The sequence below is a fragment of the Leptospira tipperaryensis genome, assembly GCF_001729245.1.
GTDB classification, from domain to species: Bacteria; Spirochaetota; Leptospiria; order Leptospirales; family Leptospiraceae; genus Leptospira; species Leptospira tipperaryensis.
Genome location: NZ_CP015217.1, coordinates 603462 through 627002 on the forward strand (window position 1 = coordinate 603462; position 23541 = coordinate 627002).

The following is a 23541-nucleotide window of genomic DNA, read 5'->3' on the forward strand; positions in this document are numbered from 1 at the left end:
GGTTTTTCCGGTGGGAGTTTTTATGAATTTATTATATTCTTTTCGCAATGTCTCGTGGAATCACGTCAGACAAGATATTTCATCGAGTTTAGTAGTTTTCTTGATCGCGTTGCCCCTTTGTATCGGAATCGCGTTTGCATCCGGAGCGCCGATCCTTTCCGGGCTCATCGGTGGAATGGTCGGAGGTTTGATCGTTTCTTGGATCGGCAAATCTCCGTTATCCGTAAGCGGGCCCGCCGCAGGTCTTACGGTCATCGTGTTGGATTCGATTCAAACATTAGGAAATTTTAATGATTTTCTTTTTGCGCTTTGTCTGGCCGGAGTTCTGCAAATCATATTAGGCTTTTTGAAAGCTGGAATTTTGAGTAACTTTTTTCCTTCTTCGGTGGTTAAGGGAATGTTGGCGGCGATCGGGATCGTCCTGATTTTAAAGCAGATTCCGCACGCGATCGGTTACGATATCGACTATGAAGGAGACTTAAACTTCTTTCAGAACGATCGTGAAAATACATTCACCGAAATTTGGAACGCTTTTCTCCGCTTTACGCCGGGGGCGGTTTTTCTCTTTGTAATTTCCTTTTTTGCGATTCTCCTCTGGGAGAAGTTTCAACTTCACAAACGTTTTTTGATTCACGGTTCTTTGATCGCTATTTTGATTTCAATCGTATTGAACCAAGGAATGGGATTTTTATTTCCTACGCTAACGGTCGGATCCGAACATCTCATTCAGCCGATTCAACTCGGAAACGTTTTGGATTTGTTTCGAGACGACTATCATCCTAGTTTTTCCCAATGGAAGAATCAGACCGTCTATTGGATCGCGGTCAAGATCTGCGTCGTTATGAGTTTGGAAACTCTTCTCAACCTGGACGCGATTGAAAAGATCGATCCCGAAAGAAGAATCTTTTCCAAAAATCGGGAACTCATTGCTCAAGGTACCGGAAATTTATTTTCCGGAATTCTCGGAGGTCTTCCCATCACTTCGGTTATCATTCGAAGTTCGGCGAACTTACAAGCGGGAGCTAAAACCAGGTTGTCCGCATTTTTACATGGGGCTTTTATTCTTCTTTCTCTGATTCTGATTCCCGATTGGATCTCGAAGATTCCCCTCGCGTCCTTAGCCGCGGTTCTTTTGATCGTAGGTTACAAACTTACTGATTTTCGAATTCTTAAATCGCAATATAAGAAAGGAATGGATCAGTTTCTTCCGTTCTTTGCTACGATCGTTGGAATCGTTTTTACGGATATCTTGATTGGGATCGGAATCGGTTGTGCGTTTGCGATCTTTTTTATCATGAGAAGAAACATTCTCAATCCCTATGAGTTTAATAAAAAAGACAAAGCTTACGGAGTGGAAGTTCGTATCGATCTTTCGGAAGACGTTTCTTTTTTAAATAAGTCGAGTATGTTGTACAAACTCAACCAAGTGGCGGATAACTCACATCTGATTATCGACGGTTCCAAATCCAAATACATAGATCCGGATGTTTTGGAAATCATAGAGGACTTTAAGATTTCAGCACGTTCTCGAAATATCAAACTCGAGATCATCGACGTTACTACTTCTTACGAAAAAATAAAAAATCGACCTTTTGATCTCGTCGCACAACAGGATTATCAAAAACTTTTCGAGAACAACCGGATCTGGGTGGAGGAGAAACTGGGAAAAGATCCGGATTATTTTAAGAATTTGTCCCTTGGCCAAGCCCCTCAGTATCTTTTGATTTCTTGCTCTGATAGCAGAATTTCAGTCAACGAGATGACGGGGACGAGCGCGGGAGAACTTTTCGTTCATCGAAACATCGCAAACCTCGTGATCGATACGGATATGAACTTAATGTCAGTTCTACAATACTCGGTCGAGGTTCTAAAGGTGAAACATATCGTAGTTTGCGGACACTACGGTTGCGGAGGAGTGAAGGCGGCGATTGACGGAAAGTATCACGGTTTGATCGACGCTTGGCTTCGAAATATCAAACAAGTCTATCGAATGAACCGTAAAGAGCTTGGTTCTATTTTGGATGAAGAAACGAAACACCAACGTTTGGTAGAACTCAACGTCAGAGAACAAGTTTATAATCTATCGATGACAACGATCGTTCAAAACGCATGGAGTCAAGGAACGGATCTACAACTTCACGGTTGGGTTTACGATATTAAGGAAGGAAAGATTATCGATCTCAATATAGATATTGATAAGGATTTTCAAGACTACGATATCTTTCGTTATCAATTTGCAACAAAAGTCTGATCCGACTTATTCTCTTTTGATTCGATGTCCTTGCAGCTTTCATTTCTCTTAACGATCCGGGCTTGCGAAAGAGAATGCGAAACGATCTCACTGGAAATGATTTAAGGCTCTGTTCTATCGAGAGGGCCTTAAGTCATACGGTCACTTTTTCCATTGACAAGCTACGAGGTGCATTAAGCTGGACTGTATGGTTTTCGCAATTTTCAAAACAATGATTGTTTGCACTCTGCTTTCGATCTTCGTTTTGATTTTCGATTGCGGACCTGTCTGCGAGTTCGATTCTAAACTTGAGAATCTCTCAAAGGAAATACAAACCGCTGCGCCTTGTCATCAAGAGCAGAGCTCGGAAGAAGCTCCCGGTTGCGAATGGGATTCCGGTTCCATCGCGATTTCCGAAACCGATTCGCAGTCTTTTAAATTCCTTAAGGAATTTTTTCCGATCCATTATCGATCTTCCGATCTGCTTTTTTCCTACGATCCGATTCCTTATTTTAAGAAATTCTTATATGATGATTTTAAAATGAATTCGATCACTCTTTTAATCTTACCAACAATTCGTATTCTCATTTAAGCCGCCTCCTTCCGCTTTCTCTCAAAAAAGAAATTCGAAACGATAGGTCGTTTTCGATTCTGAAAAATTGAGGGATTTGATGTTTGTTTCAAGGAGGTATACTTTATGAAATTAAAACAAAATGCTTCTCCGTTCTTCGATACAACGCGGAGAGATTCATTTTTATCGAAGAATTTTACGAATAGGAAAATTCTTTTCTCTGTCAAATTCTTATTCGTTCTCTTAATCTTTTCTCCGCTTCAATCAAACTCCTCGAAAGAATTGGATATCGCGTCTATCTTGAGTTTGGCGGAAAAAAATTCTCCCTTACTTCTTTCTCTGAATGCGGATTTGGAAACGCTCTTCTATCAGAGAAAACAGCAGGGCAAAACTCAAAACCCTTCTTTGACGATGGACTACGGACAAAGAAACGCGGCCGGACAGATCGGTTCGGAATATGCGATGCAGTTTGAACAACCGATTTACTTTCCCGGAAGGAAAGAATTGCGTCAGCTCCTGGTGGATAATGATTCTCGAATTAAGGAGATTCAGTTGTCCGAAGCTAGCAATTCGATTCGTTTTAACGCTCTTAAGTTTGCGTATCGATATCTCGTTTCCGCAAGCAAAAAAGATCACGTCAAGGAACGACTCCGAAGACTCTCGATCATAGAAAGTTATATTCGAGCGAGACCTTTTATCACACCTCAGGCAAAGACGGATCTGTTTATCATTCAGAGAAAAATTTTAGCTCTTAGAAAACACTTTAACGATTTGGAATTGGATGCGAACAAACAATACGAAGCGATGAATTTGTATCTTATGCTCGAAACCGCGCCTTCGGTAAGAATCCCGTTTTTTTCGGAAGGTGTGAAGTTTGATTTTAAGGAACTGCAAGACAAAGCGGTTTCGCAGAATTTAACATTGCTAGCCGCAAAAGGCGAGATTGAAAAAGCCAAAACCGAACTTAATATCGCCAACTTAGAAAAGTATCCTGATTATTCGATCATCAGTCAGGTCGGCGAGGATAGGTCGGGGGTTGCTAACCGGTTTTACGACGTCGGGGTTAAGTTCAAACTTCCGGTTTGGGATCAGTTTCAAAACAAAGTTTCCGCGGCGGAAACAAACGTAAAGTCCAAACAAGGGCTTCTCAATCATCAGGAAAACCTTGTAAAGAGCGCGTTCAAGCAGGCGTTTTTGGATTACGAACAATCCAAGGCTAATCTCAAACTTTTTAATTTGTCCAAGTTAGACGAAATTGAACGCGATTTAACTTACGCGGACGTCGAGTTTAGAAAGGGAAGAATTTTGATGATGAGTTATCTGGAACTTGAAAATCAACTCCATGAAACTCATCACGCGATCCTTGACGCGCAAATTTCTCACGTAGAAACCCTTTTGAACCTGCTTCATATTTCAAACGAAAAAGAAATTATAGGAACCTTTAAACATGCTGTCCAAACTTTTGAATATCAGCTTAAATAGGCCGATTCTTTCCGTAGGAATCATATTCTTCTTATTTATTTACTCGTTCTTTACGCTTCGTGAAGTTCCTATCGATGCGGTTCCGGATATCACGAACGTTCAAGTGATCGTGACCGTTAAAACAGGTTCCTTAGATCCTGAGCAGGTAGAGAAGGTAGTCACGTTTCCTTTGGAAACCGAGCTCATGGGTATGCCGAATTTAATCGACGTTCGTTCGGTATCTAAATTCGGACTTTCTAATATATCCTTGGTCTTTAAGGAAGGAACTGATATCTATCAGGCTCGTGGTATGGTTTTGGAAAGGATCGCGAGCGCCAAAGAAAAACTTCCCAAAGGAATTTCACCCACGATCGTTCCCAATACTACCGGACTTGGTGAAATTTTCTTTTATACCGTGGAAGCAAAACCGGGTTCGAAATTGGCGTCTCTTCCGGAAAAGGATCGTCTTCTTTTTTTGAGAACCATTCAGGATTATACCGTTCGTCCGCAACTGAAGGCCCTTGTTCCTGGAATTGTGGAGGTCGATTCCAACGGAGGATATGAAAAAGAAATTCATATCGATCTCAACCCACATAAGATGAAGACCTGGGGAATCACGATCGATCAGTTGATGAGTGAGTTGACTACGATCGGTGAAAGTTTCGGAGGGGGTTTCATTGAAAACGGGGGTAGGGTTTCTATCGTTCGCGCGTATGGAATCAAAAAGAGTTTGGATTCGTTGTCTCAAGTTACGGTTCGACGCACTGTCACCGGTCAACCGATCCGAGTTTCCGATATCGCTCATGTTAACGAACACGGTAAACAACGATTAGGCGGTGCGAGCGCCGAGGGAAAGGAAATCGTTCTAGGGACCGCTATGATGTTGCGGGGAGAAAACAGTTATCAAGTCAATCTGGATTTGAATCGAGCGGTCTCTAATTTGAATCTTCCGGAAGACGTACAAGTAAAGGTTCTTTTGGAAAGATCATTTTTGATTCATTCCACGATCAAGACGGTGTTAACGAATCTTATCGAAGGAGCGGTTCTCGTAATTCTTACCCTATTCTTTATTTTATTCAATATCAAGGCTTCGATCATCGTCGCAATGATCATTCCCGGATCGATGCTTCTCACCGCGATCTTTATGAAGTTCTTCGGGATTTCGGCTAACTTGATGAGTTTGGGAGCCATAGACTTCGGTCTTCTCGTGGACGCGTCGATTGTGATCACCGAAAACGTTCTCACTCGATTTGAAAAGGAAAGCTATCTCAACAGAGAGGATAAGATGAAGGCGATCTTACAGGCTTCCATCGAAGTTTTAAAACCGGTTTCTTTCGGAGTCGTTGTTATCATGCTCGTCTATCTTCCGATTCTTACTCTGGATGGAATTCCCGGAAGAATGTTTCGACCGATGGCTGAAACCGTCCTGTTGGCCTTGGGATTCAGTTTGATCTTGGCCGTGTTTCTTTTACCTCCGCTTCTCTTCTTCTTTATTTCGCCGGCGGGAGATCGTAAAAATAAAGAGATCAAGAAGAGTCGTATCGTCGAACTCTATTCGTTTTATCTGCCGCGTCTTTTGGACAAACCGAAACCGATCGTGATCGGATCGGTTGTATTCTTTGTATTGACGTTATTCATTTATTTTAGAATGGGAACTGTCTTTCTTCCAAAATTGATGGAAGGTGATTTGATGCTGGTCGTTGTAAGAGAAGGTGATATCAGCATCGAAGAAAGTTTAAGAGAACAGAAAGAAGTTGAAAAACTCTTAATGACGTTTCCGGAAGTGCAGAGCGTCTTTTCAAGAATCGGAACCAGCTCCGTTGCAAACGATCCTATGGGAACCTTCAACGCGGACACGTTTATCATTCTGAAAAAAGAAAATATTGCGGATCTACTCAAAGAGAAGAATTGGGAAAAATTCTTGGATCGGATTCATACTCAGGTTCAAGAAAGATTTCCGAAATCCGAACTTACTTTGAGCCAGCCTTTGGAAGCGCGATTCAACGAACTCTTGGAAGGAAGTCGTGCGGATATCAGCGTGAGAATTTTAGGAAAAGATCTCAATACGCTTTTGGATCTGCAAGGGATCCTAAAAGAAACTCTCCATAATATTCCGGGAGCGGCAGAAGTCGAACTGGACCCGATCATGGCTTTGAGAAAATCAAAGGTAATCGACATCACTCCGGATCCTGATAAATTAAAATATTATAATATATCTCTTCCCGCGTTTAACAGCGTGGTGGAGGCTTCGATGAGCGGATTTGAACTCGGAGGATATTACGAGGAAGAAGTAAGATTTCCGATCAAGATCTGGTTATCCGAAGATTTTCGAAATCAAGAATCCGAAATCGCAAACATCGGAGTCGGAACGATCGACGGCGGGATGATTCCGATCAAGTTGCTCGCTTCGATCGAGAAGAAAGACAAGGTTATGACCATCTCTCGAAATCGTTCTCGACGATTTGTTGCGGTTTCAGTAAATCTCAGGGGAAGAGATCTCGAAGGCTTTTATACGGAAGCGAAGGAAAAAATTTCGCAGATGGGGATTCCCAAAGGATATACCGTGTTTTGGGGAGGACAGATCGAAAACCTCTCCAACGCAAAAGAGAAGTTAGCGATCATACTACCTTCGACTTTTTTGATGATCTTTGTGGTCCTGTATTTGGGTTTGGGTTCGGTGCGTCAGGCTTTGTTGGTTTTCTTTTGCGTTCCCTTTGCCCTCACGGGAGGAATCTGGTTTCTTTTTCTGAGAGGAATGGATCTCAGCGTTTCGGCCTTTGTAGGTTGTATCGCGTTATCCGGAATCGCTGTCTTGAACGGACTCGTGAAGTTGGATACGATTCATCGGATACGAGAAGAGAAGAATCGTTCGGTTCGAGAAGCGGTCTTAGAGGGTGCAACGAGTAGAATCCGGCCGGTAATCATGACGGCGCTCGTGGCCTCTTTCGGATTTTTACCGATGGCCTTCGGTTCCGGATTGGGTTCTGAAGTTCAAAAGCCGCTTGCGACGGTCGTGATCGGAGGAATCATATCTTCCACGATACTCACGCTGATAATTCTTCCTGTATTTTATTATTGGTTGGAAAAGGATTCGAAAGATTAGAAAAACGGAATGTTTTTTTGAAAAGATAAAACTCGAAATTCTTCCCGCGATCAAAAACCGCGGGAAGAATCGAAACAAAATTACTGATTACTTTTCGCGTTAGACGACATTTTCAAAAAGTAAGCATTGGTATCATACCAGAGTTGACCGAGATGAAGAGCGTTGGTCGCTTCCAAGTGATCGATTCCAGTAGTCAAAAGAGGAATAGAAGGCCCGCCTTTCCAGGTTCCCCATCTTTGAGAAGAATCCGGAACCACACCGTCGTTCGCGATGCTCATTCCGTAGAAAGGAGCTCCGATCGCACAGATTGGATAGATAATTCCCATCGCAGGATGTTGAATCAAATCAGGAACAGAAATTGTAGATCCGTAAGAGAAATATTTCACTCCGGAAACGTTCGGAGCCGCAGCGTTCAAAGCTTTCAAACCGTCAGTGGTCAGAAGTTTTAGGGCAGCCGTCGCATTTTGGCTGGAATCTCCGTAAACAAATCCGATTACCGCATTGAGCACTGTGGAAACATAAGGAAGCGCCCAACTAGGAATTACAGTCGCAACGATGTTTGCAACCGGGCTTCCTTGGTGAGGCGTGTTCAAAGTAGTGAGAGTCGCCACTTTGGAACTCATGGAAAGATTCGATACCATATAACGTGCATCCAGACCACCTTGTGAGTGACCGATGATATGCACTTTACCGGTGTAATTGTTTGCGGCCATTGCCGCGAGGATTGCAGTTTTTAACTGTGAGGCCCTGCTGGAGCTGGAGTTCAGCGCAGTTACGGAAGGAGTCAGTACGGTCGCACCTTGACTAGTCAGATACGCCGCGTTTCCACCCCAATAATCGATTACGGTGGAACCGTTTCCCCAACCGAACAAACCGTGAGCTAACACGATTGGATAGGACCCGGAAAGGGGCTTGCTGGTGGAGCCGCCGCCGGACGCAGATAGAACGCTTGTTATTAAAAAAACAAGCAATACGCTTAATATTCTCATCACTTTTTTCATTTTGTATTTACCTCGTGCTCTTTGGAAAGAGCGCAGGAAGCAAGATAATAAAGAATAAACGACATTCAAGAAAAAAATGTTAAGCGAAGTGAGTTATTTAATTTTTTATTAAATAACGTACGTTTGTTATATAAAATTTTTAGATAAGTTTTATATAATTAGAATATAAGTAAAATAGAATATTCTTCTGCATTTTTTGAATTGTATTGAGGCGAGGCGCTGTTTGGGTTCGCAAAAGATATCCCGTGGCGATTTTTACCACGGGATCCAGTTACAGAGGAGTCGATTTGCGCTGATTAGGAAGCAAGTCATAACTCGGTAGGGAGTTATGACAATGGATTCTATTTTTTAGAAATGTTTACTGATTGCTCTTCGCGTTAGACGCCATTTTAAGAAAATAAGCGTTTGAATCATACCAGAGCGAACCCATATAAAGAGTGTTCGGAGCTTCTAAGTGATCGATCCCAGTTGTGAGTAAAGGAATAGAAGGCCCGCCTTTCCAAGTTCCCCATCTTTGAGAAGAATCCGGAACTACGCCGTCGTTCGCGATGCTGAGTCCGTAAAACGGTCCTCCGATCGCACAGATCGGTTGTAGTAATCCCATGAGTGGGTGTTGGATTAAATCCGGAATGGAAATCGTGGAACCGTAAGAGAAATATTTCACCGAAGAATTGTTCGGTGTATTCGTGTTAAAGGTTTTCAAGGTTTCCGTTGTAAACATCTTGAGAGCGGCAGAAGCGTTCTGATTGGATTGACCTAAAACGATTTTTACAACAGATCCTACTACGATTGAAACCGAAGGAAGAAGCCAGCTTGGAATTACGGCTAACATGATGTTGGCGATCGGGCTTCCTCTGTGAGGAGTATTGAGGGTTGTTAAGGATGCGATCTTACTCGCCATTCCTAAATTTGCGATCATATATCTGGAATCCAAGCCGCCTTGGGAATGTCCGATGATATGAACCTTGCCTGTGTAATTATTAGCCGCGAGAGCTGCTAAAATTTGAGACTTGAGTTGAACCGCTCTTGCTGAACTGGATTCAAGGGATGTAACGGTCGGAGTGAGAACGGTAGCTCCTTGATTTCGCAGATAAACCGCGTTGCCTCCCCAATAGTCAGTGATCGTGGACCCATTTCCCCAACCAAGAGTACCGTGTGCCAGGATGATTGGATAACTTCCGGAAAGAGGTTTGCTGGAGGAACCCCCGCCGGATGCATACGTAACGTTCGTTATTAAAAACGCTAATACAAACAAAATTCTTAAATTCACTTTTCTCATTTTCTTCACCTTTTCTATTTCAATTGGAACGCTCTGGACCGTAGATTTTGAAAGGGAATCGGGCAAGTAAAAAAAGAAAACCAGCGTTCATTCTTTGAAAATTATTTTACAAAAGCATAATATATATCGAACGTTCGAAATTTAAACTGAGCTTTTGTGGACGCACTATGGAGAATGGATGTAGAATTCTTCCGGATGTGTTGGTTAGAAAAGGCCGAGTGGAAAGAATATTCTAAATTCTTAATGTGTTAGAACGTTAGTAATTCCGCTCGAGCAATTTGTTTTTACTTTGAGCTGCAGTCTCGAATCTTTCTTGGGTTTTGAATCTTAGGGAAATCGGAAAAAGAAGGAAAGGGGCTTGCTTCCATTTTGATAGGGCCTTGATCTGCGGGGCTGATTCCAACGGAACCGAAGGACGTGGGCGGATAAAAACAAAGTGGGAACTCATTCGTTTTTTGGAGAATCGGTTTTTCTTTTGAAATCGAATAAACAGATTCGGAAATTTGAATATAGATCCGATCCGATTTTTGAGACCAACGCAATCGATGTAAGGGAGTTTCTTTCCATTCCGGAAGTGGGATTCGAGATACAATCCGTAGGGAAGAATCCGTTTCGGAACTTCTCCGCAACCAAAGAAACTCAGGCTGAAGAAATTCCAAGTCCGCGTCCGGAACGGCAAGGACGAGAATTAGGGAATTGCCATCCGGTGAAGGGATGAGCTGCAACACGATCTGGCCGGGTTTTAGATGTGTGGAAATCGAAATTTCTTTTTTTCCATCCAGGCTGAGTGCGGACGGGATTCTTGAAAAGCTTCCATATTGATCGTCTTTTCCTCCGATCCAATACAAGGATCTCGTTCCGGAGTGAAAGTAAACGGTTCCCGGTAAAATCCATGATGAGAATGGAATCTGATCGATAGGATTTGAAGATTCTTCCGGATGAAAGAGGCGGATCACGGAGCGATAGTTTCGTTTTAGAGTAGTTCCGGAAAGTGGATTCCAAGAATCCTTTTCTTCATAAAGAACTTCAGTTTGAACGATTTCCTTACCGGAAGAGGACCAGCCTCTTTCCAGGGTCAGAGAAGAATCCTTCCAAATCAAAAAAGAACAGGAAGGAAAGAGAAGAATGGATAAAGTATATAATAAATTCTGAATCTGTTTTGGGAGAGATTTGTATTTCATAAAAGGAGAATGTTTAGAAATGTAAAATCGAAAGGCCTTGGATCAAGGCAACCCCGCTCGATAGAGCGGAGCTGCACACATTGACTAAGGTTGAATTATCTCCAACCTTCGTTTTTCAGCTCACTGTGGTTGAGATACAATCCCGAGGTTCCAACGGAAGGCGCTCTGGTATGTCCTTGAAACTGAGTGTAAGTTACATTCGAGTTAAAAGGCCAAATCCCTTCGCTCTGTGTCAGAGAAGATTGGCACTTGCTTACGCCACCCGCCTTGTTATAAGCACAAGAAGAGTGAAAAGCGACCGCGTAGTCATCTTCACCAGGTAGAATCAGAGAAGCTCCGATCATTCCTTTATAACCAGGAACCTGATAAACGGTAACTCCGGCGGTGTTGTTGTGATTATAAGCACCTCTCGCAGTAGAAACGATCAGAGCTTTGTCCATCGCGTTTCCACCAAACCCAAAAGTAATTCCATTGAGAGCCGAAGCGAGTTCGGATCCGCCGGATGCGGCAGCCAGTGCGGTAATTTTTGTGAAATTATATCCGCGGCTGGAAGCGCTTGCTCCAAGGTTTGCGAGCCAATACTCAGTCACATAACAACCAGCGCTATGGCAAACGATTTTGCAAGAATTAGATCCTTTGCAATATGTGTTTACCACAGTTGTAAAGTTAGTCTGTGCTCTTGCAGAACCGTAATTTCTTGGATCTGAAGTTCCATCGTAACCAACAAACACCTTTGCTCCTGAGACAGAATTTACGCTACTTCCCCAGTAATTATTCACGTCCACAGTTCCGGTTCCGTTGTGATTCTTATCAGACTTTCCATGTACAAACACGGTGTAAGTTTGAGCGGAAAGAGTTCCCGCTAAAAGAAATACACAAAGAGCCAGTCCCATCATCAGCTTTGTTTTCAAATTACTCATCTTTTTCACTATTCTCCATTTCTTAGGGGAAAGGAAATTCCTCTCCCGCTCTAAAAGTTTGACTCTTCTAATATTAAGTCAAGTGAAGTATCTCGATTTATAAATAACGGCTAAAATAAAAAAAATTCTTTAAAAAACGCTAATTATAAATAAATACAAATGTGATTGCTCTCTCTTTGGGAGAATTTACGCTGATCCTCGAAAAATACCCTCTATTTTGCGTTATGTGCTCTTTTGGGTGAGGGATAAGAAAAGGAATTCATGAAAATCGGAAACAAGTATGTGATCTATGGAGTGATTGTGTCAGCGATCCTAATTCTAACGGCGTTCGTTTTCTGGCCGGAAGAGAATGGCGGTTCTTGGTTCCAATCCGAGGCTGAAAAAAAGGAAAGAGCGGAAAGGATGGCAAGAAATTCTCCGCCGGGCGGTTCCGGTTCTTCTTTTGAAGGGGACAATAGCGGAGGATCTTTGCAGGATATAGACGATTCTATTCCTATCGAAAGAATATTAGAAGATTATAAAGAATGGTCTCAATATCCTCCGAGTTCGAGACCGCTTACCAAGTTCAATGAAGATTTGATTCGACCGTCTTTCATTCAGACGACTGCGATTCCGATGGTGGATACTGCGGACTCAAAAGAACCGAACGGTTACAGTTGTCAGTTGCAGCCTTTGACCTGGGCCGTCATCGGTTCTCAGGATCATATGAGAATTGTTTTTGATTGCAGGGGACCCGAAGGAAAAAGAATTCCGATCGAGATCAAAGGTTCTCGGATGTGGAGAGAATTTGACGGCGAGAAGTTCGGAACCTTGAGCCCCGACGTCGGAGATAACGGAGTCAACGGAGACGATGTCGCCAAGGACTTACTCTACACGTTTCAGTGGAAACCGACTCAGAAAGACTGGGGTGATATGATTCTCGAAGTTGACTTTCGTTACGGGCCGGGTTATAAAAAAACAGGAAAATTGAATACTTCATTCTATTCTTCTCCCGGGAAACCCGCCGAGTTAAGCGGAGCGTTTTCGGATACGACGAGCGACGGTTCTCTTGTGGTTCGTGTAGGAATCAACGTTTATACCGCAGGCAATTATCACGTGGAAGCCAATCTAAAACACGCTGAAACGGGAGAATATATAGCTTGGGCGACTTTTGATTCTAAACTTCCTTCCGGTTACGGAGAGGCCGAATTCTTATTTTATGGTAAGTTGATTCGAGATTCCGGTCTGGACGGTCCTTACGTGATCACTGACGTAAGAGGACATAGAGTGAATCTCGCGGTCGATCCCGAATGGTTTAGCCAAGGAGACGCCGGATTAAAAAAGATCCAAGCCGCGAGAACGACCGAGCCGGATCGAGAACTGATTCTTCCCTATAAGGATTTTTTTAAGACGAAGTTTTACGACGTGAAACAGTTTACATCGAAGATCTGGGATAGCAATGAAAAACAGAGAAGGATCAAAGAGCTGGAGAGTATGGAAAGATAGGAATCTAATTTAGGAAACTGGAATATTCTTCTTTTTAGATGGATTTAGAGTTCGATGAGATTGAATCGGATTCTCGCGAACTCCGCTCCCCATAAAGAGCGGAGTTTCTTTTTTAGGATGGAAGAATTATCTCCAACCTTCGTTTTTCAGTTCACTGTGATTCAGATACAATCCAGAAGCGCCAACGGAAGGAGCTCTCGTGTGTCCTTGAAACTGAGTGTAAGTTACATTCGAGTTAAAAGGCCAGATCCCTTCGCTCTGAGTCAAAGACGCCTGGCACTGGCTCAGTCCACCGGCTTTGTTATAAGCGCAAGAGGAGTGATACGCAACAGCGTAGTCGTCTTCGCCCGGAAGGATCAGAGATGCGCCTGCCATTCCTTTATATCCCGGAACCTGATAGATGGTAACTCCCGCGGTGTTGTTGTGGTTGTAAGCACCTCTCGCTGTGGAAACGATAAGAGCCTTGTCCATCGAATTTCCGGCAAAACCAAAAGTTGCACCGTTCAATGCGGACGCCAATTCAGAACCACCGGAAGCGGCTGCAAGCGCGGTTACTTTTGTGAAATTGTAACCTTTGCTGGAAGCGCTTGCTCCCAGGTTTGCGAGCCAGTATTCAGTCACGTAACAACCCGCGCTATGGCAAACGATTTTGCAGGAATTGGTTCCTTTGCAATATGTGTTCACTACAGTCGTAAAGTTGGTTTGTGCTCTCGCCGTTCCATAACTTCTTGGATCCGAAGTTCCGTCGTATCCAACGAAAACTTTCGCTCCAGAAACAGAATTCACACTTGTTCCCCAGTAGTTGTTTACGTCGGTCGTTCCAGTGCCGTTATGATTCTGATCAGACTTCCCGTGAACAAACACGGTGTAAGTCTGAGCAGACAAGGATCCTGCCATAAACAGGGCACAAAAAATCAACCCAACGCTCTTCGTTTTTTTCATTTTCATTCTCTTCACTATTCTCCTGATATATAAATTAGGAAGGAGTCCGCTGCATTGTTCAGAACTTAGGCAAGTTTAGTCAAGTCCAAGTGGAATCTTTTTTAAATAACGGATAGAATAAAAACTTTCATCTTATTTTTTGATTTTTTGAGTTCGTTTCTTTTGGTTTACGAAGAACGTCGTTAGTTAACTTGAATTTTGTTTCCGAGAATGAGTTGAAAAGGAATTCTGAGTTAACAATCAGTCTTCAATTGGAAAAGCGTGTCTTTTGAATCTCATTTTTGTTAAGCGAAATGAAGAATTTATTATGTTCTTTTGAATTCCTTATAACCAACGATGAAAAAGGATGGAGAATTTTAAATCGATCCGTAAAAAAGGGAGAATTCCATTTTAGTAATAGAGTTCAAAGTCCGGGGAAAAGATTTTCTCCTTTTGTTAAGCGAAGTCGATAGATTTCCGGAATTCGAAATAATTCTTTGTTAAGAGACATCGAATCGTTTAGTTCTAATCTTTTTCTGGAGATTTGAAATCGTTTCCAGAGCATTTCCGCGTAAGGTCCGGTTCCTATCATTCTACTCGAATAATCGGAATCATAGAGTTTGCCACCTCTTGCTTGTCGGATTAAGTTTTCTACTTTTTCCTTTTTAAGAGGGTAATTCTTTTCCAACCAATCCAAAAAGAGAGGCGCGACTTCGAATGGGAGTCTCAAAAAGACCATTCCCGCTGATCTGGCTCCGGATTCTTTTGCCGCTTGAAGGATCGTTTCGAGTTCGTTATCGTTTAGGCCGGGGATCATCGGAGCAGCCAATACTCCGGTAGGAACTCCAGCATCGGAAAGTTTACGGATGGAATCCAATCTTCTTTCCGGACTGGCTGTTCTTGGTTCCATTTTTTTCCAGAGTTCCGAATCCAGAGTGGTAAGGCTGATAAAAACTTTTGTTAAATTCTGAGACGCCAATGTTTCGAGAAGATCTAAGTCTCGGGTTATGAGATACGATTTTGTAGTGAGAGTTACCGGTTGTCGAAACTCTATAAATACTTTGAGGAGTTCCCGCGTGATTTCCAATTTTCTTTCGGTTGGCTGGTAGGCGTCGGTGGCTCCCGCGAGCTGAATGGTTCGAACTTCCCCTTTTTGTTTTGAGAGATACTTTCTCAGAAGTTCGGGCGCGTTTCTTTTTGCAAAAATCTTGGTTTCAAAGTCGATACCGGGAGAAAGATCCACGTAGGCGTGATTGGGCCGAGCGTAACAGTAAATACAACCGTGTTCGCATCCTCTGTAGGGATTGATGGACCGAGTAAAGTAAAGATCCGGACAATCATTTTCCGACACGATTGTCTTTGCGTGTTCCTCGAAAAGTATGGTTTTGGGTGAAGGAAGTTCTTCCCAATACTCAGGATCTCTTTCCCGTGTGATAGAATCAAACCGTCCGGAGATTTTCGATTCCGTGCCTCGGTTGAATTTTCTCTGTTCCATCATGGATTTTCTCAAATTCGAGTATTTACTATTTATAAAATAAGTAAACAAAAATTAAGTATTCTTACCTTTTGAAAAGACTAAATAATTCGAGAAAGAAATCCGTATTTTTTTTATTCACTTTTGATATAAAATTCGTCTATAGTATAGGGGGGTATAGTATATGAAACCGAAACACAAACTACATTCGGATCCTAAGACAAAAGAAAGTTTAACCTTGAGGCTCAAAAAAATAGAAGGGCAGATCCGAGGAATCCAGGGAATGATTGAAAGGGACGAATACTGTGACGACGTTCTAAATCAATTGTCTTCCGCAAAGTCAGCGTTAGACGGAGTTTCAAAAACTCTTCTAAAAAGCCATATTGAAACCTGCGTCGTAGAAAGATTTAAGGAGAACGATCCCGCGATCTTGAATGAGTTTATGACTACGGTTGACCGCATTCTTAAATAAATCTTGGAGGAATGAATCATGAAAGAAATTAAATTAACAGTCGAAGGAATGACCTGCAACCACTGTCAGCACACGATCGAATCCGCGTTAAAGGAAATCGGTCTTTCATCCAAAGCGAGCTTGGCAAATAAGGAAGTCGTTTATCAAGGAGAAGGTACGGAAGAAGAATTATCCAAGGTCAGAGCCGCGATCTTGGAAGAAGGATATACGCCGGGTGCCGTTCAATGAGCGCGCTCGTTCAAACTGAATCCTCCGACTCCGGAATTACGCTCGACTTGATCGGAATGACCTGCGCCAACTGCGCTCTCCGAATCGAGAAAGGTTTAAAAAAAGTTCCGGGAGTCAAGGACGCGAGGGTCAACTTCGCGATGGAAACCGCAAAGGTTGAATTTTCATCTCCGGTTTCGGAAGAAGCCTTATTGGATAAGGTGGATTCTCTCGGATACAGAGCGCTCGTTCACGAAGATATAGTCATTCATGGAGAGGCGGAAAAAGCCCACGAAAAAGAATTTAAAAAACTCAAATTCAGGCTTCTAACTTCCGCTTTGTTTTCTTTTCCATTGCTTTTGGCGATGGTCGGACATTTTGGGGAAAACAAACTTTCCGAATATTTGCATTTTCTAATGAACCCTTGGCTTCAGTTCGCACTGGCGACTCCGGTACAGTTTTGGATCGGTTCCTCTTTTTATCTGGGTGCTTTTCGATCGCTTAAGAACGGCGGGGCGAATATGGACGTCCTCGTGGCTTTAGGAACTTCCGCCGCCTATTTTTACAGCTTAAACCAATCGTTTCTCTCTTTGGAAGAACACCATCATGGAGAAATTTTTCTCTACTACGAAACTTCCGCGGTCTTAATCACTTTGATTTTATTCGGAAAATTCTTAGAACATCTCGCGAGAGGAAAATCTTCGAAAGCGATTCAATCTTTGGTCGGGCTTCAACCAAAGACCGCAAATATCATTCGCGAAGATGAAATTCAGGAAATCCCATTGGCGGCCGTGAGAACCGGAGATTTACTTCTCGTAAAAGTTGGAGAAACCGTTCCCGTAGACGGAATTGTGGAAGAGGGAAATTCTTCTATCGACGAATCGATGTTAACCGGTGAAAGCATCCCGGTTGAAAAGAACATCGGCAGTTCTTTGTTTGGAGGTTCGCTTAACAAAAACGGAGTTCTCAAACTCAGGGCTTCGAAGGTCGGAAAGGATACTCTTTTATCCGGAATCGTGAGGGTCGTCCAAGAGGCTCAAGGATCCAGAGCGCCTATTCAGAGGATTGCGGATCGTATTTCCGGAGTGTTTGTTCCGATCGTGATTGTTATCGCCGCCATTACTTTTGCTCTTTGGTATTTTTGGATCGAACCTGGAATTTTTGCAGGAGCTTTAGAAAAGGCTATTGCCGTTTTAGTCATCGCTTGTCCCTGCGCTCTCGGCTTGGCTACGCCCGTTTCCATCTTAGCGGGTTCCGGAAAGGCGGCCACACAGGGAATTTTATTCCGGACCGCAGAAGCATTAGAAATTGCTCATAAAGTAAACACAGTGGTCTTTGATAAAACCGGAACCTTGACCCATGGAAAGCCGATCCTTAAAAAGATCGATGTTGTGAAATCGAGTGATGAGAATCAGCTCCTTTTGCTTGCTGGTTCCGCAGAACAAAATTCGGAACATCCGCTCTCAAAGGCAATCGTAGATTCCGCGAAGCTCAGAGGACTTGTCCTACCGATTCCAGAAAAATTTGAAACGATTCCGGGCGGAGGTGTTTTTGCAATCGTGAACTCAAAGGAAATTCTTTTGGGAACGGATCGTCTCTTTAGAGAAAAGGGAATTCCATTGGATCAAACTCTTCTCGATTTAAAGATTCAGAGAGAAGCGGAGGGAGCGACGGTGGTTCATCTCGGTGTGGATGGAGTTCATAGCGCCATTTTTTCTCTCGCAGATACCGTCAAAGATTCCACTCCCGCTTCGGTCGCAAGGTTGAAGGCTCTGGGAATGGACGTTTATATGATCACCGGCGATAACGAAAGGACCGCAAAGGCGGTGGCAAAGACTTGCGGGATTGATCACGTTCTTGCGGAAATTCTTCCGGAAGGGAAGTCAAAGGAAGTGAAGAGGCTTATGGATTCCGGTAAGGTCGTTTCGATGGTAGGCGATGGGATCAACGACGCTCCTGCATTAGCAGTTGCTAATTTAGGAATTGCGATGGGGACCGGAACCGACATCGCGATGGAATCTTCGGACGTGGTGATTATGAACGGAGATCTATCTTCGATTGCGAATGCGTTCTTGATGAGTCGAAGAACCGTATACAATATTCGTCAAAATCTTTTCTGGGCCTTGATCTACAACGCGCTCGGAATTCCTTTTGCCGCGGCCGGTTTTTTAGCTCCTTGGATTGCGGGCGGGGCGATGGCGTTTAGTTCCGTTTCCGTGGTTCTCAATGCGCTTCGATTGCAAAGAAAGTAAATTATGAAACTATAATATTCTCAGGGCTGATCAGAATTTCGGTCATGAGAATGTCTTTTTCGAACTTAATGATGATTCTGTTAGTGTTTCGGTTGAAATCAATGTAAGCATTCCAAATTCTTCTGGACTTTATTAAGCATCTTGTGATTGTTCTTCTCTTATCATGAATCAAGTTCAATTTCATATAAAGTTCAAGCTTTTAGTATTTTTTATAGCCGTTTTGATTCTTGGAAGTTGTAAATCTATTCCGAATCAAAGTTCTATAAATCAATCTGAAAAATCGAATCCGAACTTAAAGTTTTTTGATTCAATTTTGAGAGCCGTCGATCGCTATTATTTAGATCCAAGTCGAGTGAATTTAAAATTCGGCTATATTGAAGCGGCCAGCGAAGCCCTTTACTCGATGCCAAGTCCGTTGATTCTCATTCCGGATGCTTCCGAGTTTGCAAAAATCTGCGACGAATCCGGACCTGGTTGTATAAGATTCCTTCCAACGGATCCGTTCTTTGCAATTGATCCGAGGCATTCCGCAAAGAATTTGGACATTTCTCAATTCGGATTAGAACGAAACGACGCAAAGTCCCGCTCTAAGATCGATATTGCTTGGGAGAAACAAAATTTCGGAAGAGCTGATTTTCTACGAGTTATGAATTTTATAGAAGAGAAAATTTCGTTTTACGATTCTCCACAATATAGATCTGAAAGAGGTATTCGCTCTTATGATTTAAGGCGCGCCTATGCGGCCGCGGCAAGCGGATTTATTTCTACTTTAGATTCAGGTTCGGCTCTTTTTTTAAGGTCTGATTTTGATACAAAAGAAAACGAAAAAGATAACGCCGGCATCGGCGTTGTAATCAGCAAGATGCATAACGGTGAAGTTAGAGTTGAACAAACGATTGCCGGTTCCGGAGCTCGAAAAGTCGGGCTTCTTCCGGGAGATATAATTTTAAATATCGATGATATTCCCACACGTGCTAAAACTCTTAATTCTGTTATTTCAAGTTTAAAAGGTCCTAAGGGGACGATCGTAAAGGTTTCTATTCGCCCCTTTAACGAAAAATCAATCCGAGAAATCTTAATCCAAAGAGATATTGTTAATATTGTGAATGTTTCAAGTTCGCGCTTGGGAAAAAACAAAGACATCGGATATATTAAAATACTCAGTTTTTCTAAAACGGATACTTTAAATACGGATAAAGATATTGTGTCCAATTTTAAACAACTCCAAAAGGATGCGGAAATTAGTAAAATACCTTTAAAAGGTTTGGTTATAGATATTAGAAATAATTCAGGAGGATATCTACATCAATGTATCGACAGCGCCGATTTATTTTTATCCGAAGGACTGATCGTAAAAACTCAAATGCGCGTTAAAGCTGAAGAATATAAAGCAAATTTATATTCCCTCGACGCGCCTCCGATTTTTATACTAGTAAACTCTCGAACCGCGTCAGGGGCAGAATTGTTTGCGGAAGCGCTTAGGGAAAATGGAAAAGCGTTTGTTTTAGGCGAAATCACACATGGGATTTCAAGTATTCAAAATATTCTACCTATTCCAGAGGATGACGAATATCTAATCAAACTCACTTCCGCGATGTTTTCAACCCCGTCCGGAAACAAGTTACAGTTAAAGGGTTTAAGTCCGGATATCTTGGTTTCTGAAGAAGTAGATGGAAGTTTTCCGGAACGATATCGGGAAAAAAATAAATGGAGACGATTACCTGGCGGAATCGAATCGAATGCTTGGAGCCCGTCCGAATCAAGAAAGATGATATTAGCTGAAATGCGGAATCGAAAACCGCCGGAAGACATTAATCTAAAGGTAGGGGAGCAGGATTTATTTTTAGAACGTTCGTTGTTCTACGTGAATGGTATCTTGGAGTTGATGAATTCACAGAAGGAGAATTCGAGGTAAGCGTCCCCAGATCTTCTCCTAATTTCAAAGCTGACTATTTCAAAACTCCGTCCATCCATTCTTTATAAGAATAGAGGCTGCTAATCGTCGCGATATACGATTTTGCAGCAGGGTCGAGATCGATTCCGTAGGTAAGAAAACGTCCCACGACCGGCGCGTAAAACGCATCTGCGATTCCGAATTGTTTTCCAAAAAGAAACGGTCCTTTATAAGTAGTGAGACATTCTTTCCAGATGGATTCGATTCTTCGAATGTCTTTCCAGGCTTCTTCCGGAAAGGTTCTTCCGTGTAATTTTTCGGCGAGGTTCATCGAAAGATTTTTTCTAAGATCGCTAAAACCCGAATGCATCTCCGCGACGATCGATCTTGCAAAGGCTCTCGCGGCCTTATCTTTCGGCCAAAGATTTTTTTCAGGAAAACTTTCGGCGATGTATTCAACGATGCTTAACGTGTCCCAAACATTGATATCTCCGTCGATGAGAACGGGAACCTTGTTTGCATTTGAGTAGAGTTTGATTTTTTCAAAAAACTCGGGCGTGTTTAGAACGAGTGAAATTTCAGTAAAAGGAACTTTGATTTCTTTTAATAAAATCCAAGGACGCAAAGACCAAGAGGAGAATTTTTTATCGCCGATAACGAGTTGAAGATCTGCCATAAGACCAAACTTCTTCAATTGAAGAATCTTGAAAATTGAAATTCTTCGGTTCTAAGATTCTAAATAAAAACAAAATTACTTTTGTAAAGGATCTTAGTCTTTTACGGGCAGGAAAATTTCCATTCTATTGTCCAGGCGGTTCTCGCTGGTTAAAAATTTACGATCGAGAACATCCGGACCATTGAGTTGGAGCCCCGATTCCGGGAGCCATTTAAGATAGATTTGTTTCCAGGCCTCGATCGCCGGCTCCGGACCGTTTCCGAAAACTTCAAAAACGACGTATCTCGCGGGTGGAATATTCAAAAGTTGAAATGGAGAATGTTTTGATTCGGAGTTTTTTTGTTTTGAGTCCTGGATTGAATCGTTTGAAGAATTTTTCATCACGTCGCATCCGATTAAAAACGGAAATTCGTAATTCTCTTCCCAATCCGAATATATTCCAAAAATAGAATATTCGTCTTTTCTGTTTTGAATCGAATTCCAGATTTTTTCGGAAACAAAACGATCCCAGGCGTTTGTGATATCGGTAAAGTTCTGACCGCCTTTCATCGTAGTTTGACCGGGAACGCCGAGTATATTCCATTCCATAACGAGGACGTCTTTGCGGCGAACCTTGGCGACTTCTTCTCGGATTTCCAGAGGTCTTGGAGTAAGTTCGAATTTAGGAAGAAAGGAGAGCGGTCTTCCCGATTTCCTCGCTTCCGAAGGGGTGATCTGATAGAGTTTTCGAAAGGCTCTCAAAAAGGATTCGGGGGATTCGTATCCGTGATCCAAAGCGATATCCAGAATATTCTTTTTCGAAAACAAGATTTCTTTTCCAGCTTCGGAAAGACGACGTTGACGAATGTATTCTTTTACCGAATAGCCGGTAACAAATCGAAACAATCTTTGAAAATACCAATGAGATACAAAGACAGATTCAGAAACCTTTTCCAAAGTCAGATTGGAAGCGAGATTTTTTTCTATAAAATCCAGAGAACTTCTGACTACGGACTCGGCTTCGTATGCCATAAGCGTTTAGTATTTTAGAGGAAGCGATAAAGAAGCCAAAACGGTTTCAACCGGGATCTCTGAAACAGAATGATCTAAAATATTAGATATTTGGAATGTTCCTGAATGTTTTCGCGCCACAAAGTCGACGATCGTCAAACCGAGTCCAGAGAAAAAAGTTTCCAGAGGAAGGCTCTCGTAGATAAAACCGGTCAGACGATAGAAGGGCTGTTTTACCAAAATTTCCTTATCTCTAGGAACCCCTGGAATCGATTTCAGATCGAATTCGTTTTTGAAAAAGAGGTTTAACATTCCGTTTTGAATTTTATCGTAGATAAGAATTTTCGTATCTTTACGCGAATACTTGACCGCGTTTACGATCAATTCTTCTAAAATCAATTGAATCGAAGTTTTATCCACTTCGATTTGGATTGTATTGGAATGTAAGGATTTATGAAACGAAATTTCTAAGGACTTTTCAGTTAAAAAGTTATCCATCTTTTGATTTGCATTTTCGATCGTATTCCGGATCAAGTCGAAAAGATCGGAAAGGCTTATCGTCTCTCTTTGGTTCGTGATATCTCGATTGAGAATGCTCATACTTTTTTCCAAACACTTGAGAGTATCGTGGACCGTTTGATTGTTTTGAAAAAGAAGATCGGTAATCTCCTTTGGTAAAATGCAATTTTCTCCTTCGAACGTTGCGGAAGTTTCCAGGATTTCGATCAAGCTTACGATGGCGCCGAAACCTCCTCCGCTCAAAAAAGTTTGTTTGATATTATTGAGGGTTACTTTGCTGATATCGACCGTTTTATCAAGATCTGACAGCCAGGATTGTTTGTATAAAATCCAGTCCAACTGCGCTCTCAGTCTCGTTTCAGTTTCTTCCTGAAAGACTTTCTCTATCGCTTTTTTTTTTGTATATTCTACGATCCGTTTCATACAATGTCCGAAAACTTGAATGTCCACGGGTTTGATCAAATAATCCAAAACTCCCAATTTCATTACTTCGATGATAGTATCCGGTTGGTTGTTTCCGGTTTGAACTAGAATGATCGGGTCTTCTATGAAACTTTTAATTTCCCTAATGAAATCCTGTCCTTTGATAAATGGAGTTTCGAGATCTACGATAAACGCCGCGTAGCGGTTTTTTCGAGCGGCCTCTAAGGCTTGTTTTCCGTTTGGATAACCTTCCGCGGCGATTCCTAAAATTTTGCAGACCTGGAGTAATAGATTTCTGATTTCTTCCGCATCTTCTAAGATAAGAATCGGGTCTCTCAGTGCAATCGGTTGTTCCGGAGAGAATTGTTTGATTTGATTTTGGCGAATGTCGATTGTGTTTATCATTTGTCTATTACCTAACTAACTAAAGTCACTGATTTTTATCAATACCCGCGCGCGGTTTCTTACAACGGATAGAATTG

At 42.3% G+C, this 23541-nt stretch carries 18 protein-coding genes; 9 read left to right on the plus strand and 9 right to left on the minus strand.

Annotated elements, in window-relative coordinates:
* Positions 1-22: 22 nt before the first annotated feature.
* The 4 genes from A0128_RS02965 to A0128_RS02980 all read left to right on the plus strand — a co-directional run bounded on the left by A0128_RS02965 (position 23) and on the right by A0128_RS02980 (position 7365).
* Positions 23-2251, plus strand: coding sequence for a carbonic anhydrase (locus A0128_RS02965; protein WP_069606161.1), 2229 nt, complete (start codon positions 23-25; stop codon positions 2249-2251).
* Positions 2252-2462: 211 nt separating this feature from the next.
* On the plus strand, positions 2463-2822 hold the full coding sequence (locus tag A0128_RS02970) for a hypothetical protein (protein WP_162274088.1): 360 nt from the start codon (positions 2463-2465) through the stop codon (positions 2820-2822).
* A 105-nt stretch (positions 2823-2927) separates the two neighbouring features.
* Positions 2928-4283: a TolC family protein gene (locus A0128_RS02975; RefSeq protein ID WP_069606163.1), complete on the plus strand. Its 1356-nt coding sequence runs from the start codon at positions 2928-2930 to the stop codon at positions 4281-4283.
* Positions 4249-7365 (plus strand): efflux RND transporter permease subunit, encoded by a 3117-nt coding sequence (locus A0128_RS02980; RefSeq protein ID WP_069606164.1) that lies wholly within the window; start codon positions 4249-4251, stop codon positions 7363-7365. Before A0128_RS02975 ends, A0128_RS02980 begins: the two co-directional genes overlap by 35 nt.
* Before the next feature lie 80 nt (positions 7366-7445).
* Here A0128_RS02980 and A0128_RS02985 read toward each other — a convergent pair whose 3' ends face one another.
* The 4 genes from A0128_RS02985 to A0128_RS03000 form a co-directional block, all read right to left on the minus strand.
* Positions 7446-8366 carry a lipase family alpha/beta hydrolase gene (locus A0128_RS02985; RefSeq protein WP_069606165.1) on the minus strand — a complete coding sequence of 307 codons (921 nt, stop codon included), beginning with the start codon at positions 8364-8366 and terminating at the stop codon, positions 7446-7448.
* A gap of 358 nt (positions 8367-8724) precedes the next feature.
* Positions 8725-9645: a lipase family alpha/beta hydrolase gene (locus A0128_RS02990; RefSeq protein WP_069609072.1), complete on the minus strand. Its 921-nt coding sequence runs from the start codon at positions 9643-9645 to the stop codon at positions 8725-8727.
* A 284-nt stretch (positions 9646-9929) separates the two neighbouring features.
* The gene (locus A0128_RS02995) at positions 9930-10826 is read right to left on the minus strand and encodes a hypothetical protein (protein ID WP_083244040.1); all 897 of its coding nucleotides are present in this window, start codon (positions 10824-10826) and stop codon (positions 9930-9932) included.
* A gap of 95 nt (positions 10827-10921) precedes the next feature.
* The gene (locus A0128_RS03000; RefSeq protein ID WP_069606166.1) at positions 10922-11746 is read right to left on the minus strand and encodes a hypothetical protein; all 825 of its coding nucleotides are present in this window, start codon (positions 11744-11746) and stop codon (positions 10922-10924) included.
* A 261-nt stretch (positions 11747-12007) separates the two neighbouring features.
* On the opposite strand from A0128_RS03000, the gene A0128_RS03005 reads away from it, so the two are divergent.
* Positions 12008-13231, plus strand: a complete 1224-nt coding sequence (locus tag A0128_RS03005) for a hypothetical protein (RefSeq protein WP_069606167.1) — start codon at positions 12008-12010, stop codon at positions 13229-13231.
* 126 nt (positions 13232-13357) lie between these two features.
* Here A0128_RS03005 and A0128_RS03010 read toward each other — a convergent pair whose 3' ends face one another.
* The gene (locus A0128_RS03010) at positions 13358-14173 is read right to left on the minus strand and encodes a hypothetical protein (protein ID WP_427854339.1); all 816 of its coding nucleotides are present in this window, start codon (positions 14171-14173) and stop codon (positions 13358-13360) included.
* Positions 14174-14576: 403 nt separating this feature from the next.
* Positions 14577-15650: a PA0069 family radical SAM protein gene (locus A0128_RS03015; RefSeq protein ID WP_156781758.1), complete on the minus strand. Its 1074-nt coding sequence runs from the start codon at positions 15648-15650 to the stop codon at positions 14577-14579.
* Positions 15651-15810: 160 nt separating this feature from the next.
* On the opposite strand from A0128_RS03015, the gene A0128_RS03020 reads away from it, so the two are divergent.
* The 4 genes from A0128_RS03020 to A0128_RS03035 all read left to right on the plus strand — a co-directional run bounded on the left by A0128_RS03020 (position 15811) and on the right by A0128_RS03035 (position 20472).
* Entirely contained in the window at positions 15811-16098 is a 288-nt protein-coding gene (locus A0128_RS03020) for a metal-sensitive transcriptional regulator (protein WP_069606170.1), read from the plus strand.
* Positions 16099-16116: 18 nt separating this feature from the next.
* Entirely contained in the window at positions 16117-16326 is a 210-nt protein-coding gene (locus tag A0128_RS03025; RefSeq protein WP_069606171.1) for a heavy-metal-associated domain-containing protein, read from the plus strand.
* Positions 16323-18557 carry a heavy metal translocating P-type ATPase gene (locus A0128_RS03030; RefSeq protein WP_069606172.1) on the plus strand — a complete coding sequence of 745 codons (2235 nt, stop codon included), beginning with the start codon at positions 16323-16325 and terminating at the stop codon, positions 18555-18557. Before A0128_RS03025 ends, A0128_RS03030 begins: the two co-directional genes overlap by 4 nt.
* A gap of 646 nt (positions 18558-19203) precedes the next feature.
* On the plus strand, positions 19204-20472 hold the full coding sequence (locus tag A0128_RS03035; protein WP_162274089.1) for a S41 family peptidase: 1269 nt from the start codon (positions 19204-19206) through the stop codon (positions 20470-20472).
* 34 nt (positions 20473-20506) lie between these two features.
* Here the strand turns inward: A0128_RS03035 and A0128_RS03040 are convergent, their stop codons facing one another.
* From A0128_RS03040 to A0128_RS03050, 3 genes are all read right to left on the minus strand, one after another.
* Positions 20507-21127: a glutathione S-transferase family protein gene (locus A0128_RS03040; RefSeq protein WP_069606174.1), complete on the minus strand. Its 621-nt coding sequence runs from the start codon at positions 21125-21127 to the stop codon at positions 20507-20509.
* Positions 21128-21220: 93 nt separating this feature from the next.
* Positions 21221-22138, minus strand: a complete 918-nt coding sequence (locus A0128_RS03045; protein ID WP_069606175.1) for an AraC family transcriptional regulator — start codon at positions 22136-22138, stop codon at positions 21221-21223.
* A 6-nt stretch (positions 22139-22144) separates the two neighbouring features.
* Complete coding sequence (locus A0128_RS03050; protein ID WP_069606176.1) at positions 22145-23464, minus strand: ATP-binding response regulator; 1320 nt, start codon at positions 23462-23464, stop codon at positions 22145-22147.
* Positions 23465-23541 lie beyond the last annotated feature (77 nt).

Coding starts and splice junctions, on each gene's coding strand:
- A0128_RS02965 (WP_069606161.1), top strand. CDS start 23: ATGAATTTATTATATTCTTTTCGCAATGTCTCGTGGAATCACGTCAGA.
- A0128_RS02970 (WP_162274088.1), top strand. CDS start 2,463: ATGATTGTTTGCACTCTGCTTTCGATCTTCGTTTTGATTTTCGATTGC.
- A0128_RS02975 (WP_069606163.1), top strand. CDS start 2,928: ATGAAATTAAAACAAAATGCTTCTCCGTTCTTCGATACAACGCGGAGA.
- A0128_RS02980 (WP_069606164.1), top strand. CDS start 4,249: ATGCTGTCCAAACTTTTGAATATCAGCTTAAATAGGCCGATTCTTTCC.
- A0128_RS02985 (WP_069606165.1), bottom strand. CDS start 8,366: ATGAAAAAAGTGATGAGAATATTAAGCGTATTGCTTGTTTTTTTAATA.
- A0128_RS02990 (WP_069609072.1), bottom strand. CDS start 9,645: ATGAGAAAAGTGAATTTAAGAATTTTGTTTGTATTAGCGTTTTTAATA.
- A0128_RS02995 (WP_083244040.1), bottom strand. CDS start 10,826: ATGAAATACAAATCTCTCCCAAAACAGATTCAGAATTTATTATATACT.
- A0128_RS03000 (WP_069606166.1), bottom strand. CDS start 11,746: ATGAGTAATTTGAAAACAAAGCTGATGATGGGACTGGCTCTTTGTGTA.
- A0128_RS03005 (WP_069606167.1), top strand. CDS start 12,008: ATGAAAATCGGAAACAAGTATGTGATCTATGGAGTGATTGTGTCAGCG.
- A0128_RS03010 (WP_427854339.1), bottom strand. CDS start 14,173: ATGAAAAAAACGAAGAGCGTTGGGTTGATTTTTTGTGCCCTGTTTATG.
- A0128_RS03015 (WP_156781758.1), bottom strand. CDS start 15,650: ATGATGGAACAGAGAAAATTCAACCGAGGCACGGAATCGAAAATCTCC.
- A0128_RS03020 (WP_069606170.1), top strand. CDS start 15,811: ATGAAACCGAAACACAAACTACATTCGGATCCTAAGACAAAAGAAAGT.
- A0128_RS03025 (WP_069606171.1), top strand. CDS start 16,117: ATGAAAGAAATTAAATTAACAGTCGAAGGAATGACCTGCAACCACTGT.
- A0128_RS03030 (WP_069606172.1), top strand. CDS start 16,323: ATGAGCGCGCTCGTTCAAACTGAATCCTCCGACTCCGGAATTACGCTC.
- A0128_RS03035 (WP_162274089.1), top strand. CDS start 19,204: ATGAATTTTATAGAAGAGAAAATTTCGTTTTACGATTCTCCACAATAT.
- A0128_RS03040 (WP_069606174.1), bottom strand. CDS start 21,127: ATGGCAGATCTTCAACTCGTTATCGGCGATAAAAAATTCTCCTCTTGG.
- A0128_RS03045 (WP_069606175.1), bottom strand. CDS start 22,138: ATGGCATACGAAGCCGAGTCCGTAGTCAGAAGTTCTCTGGATTTTATA.
- A0128_RS03050 (WP_069606176.1), bottom strand. CDS start 23,464: ATGATAAACACAATCGACATTCGCCAAAATCAAATCAAACAATTCTCT.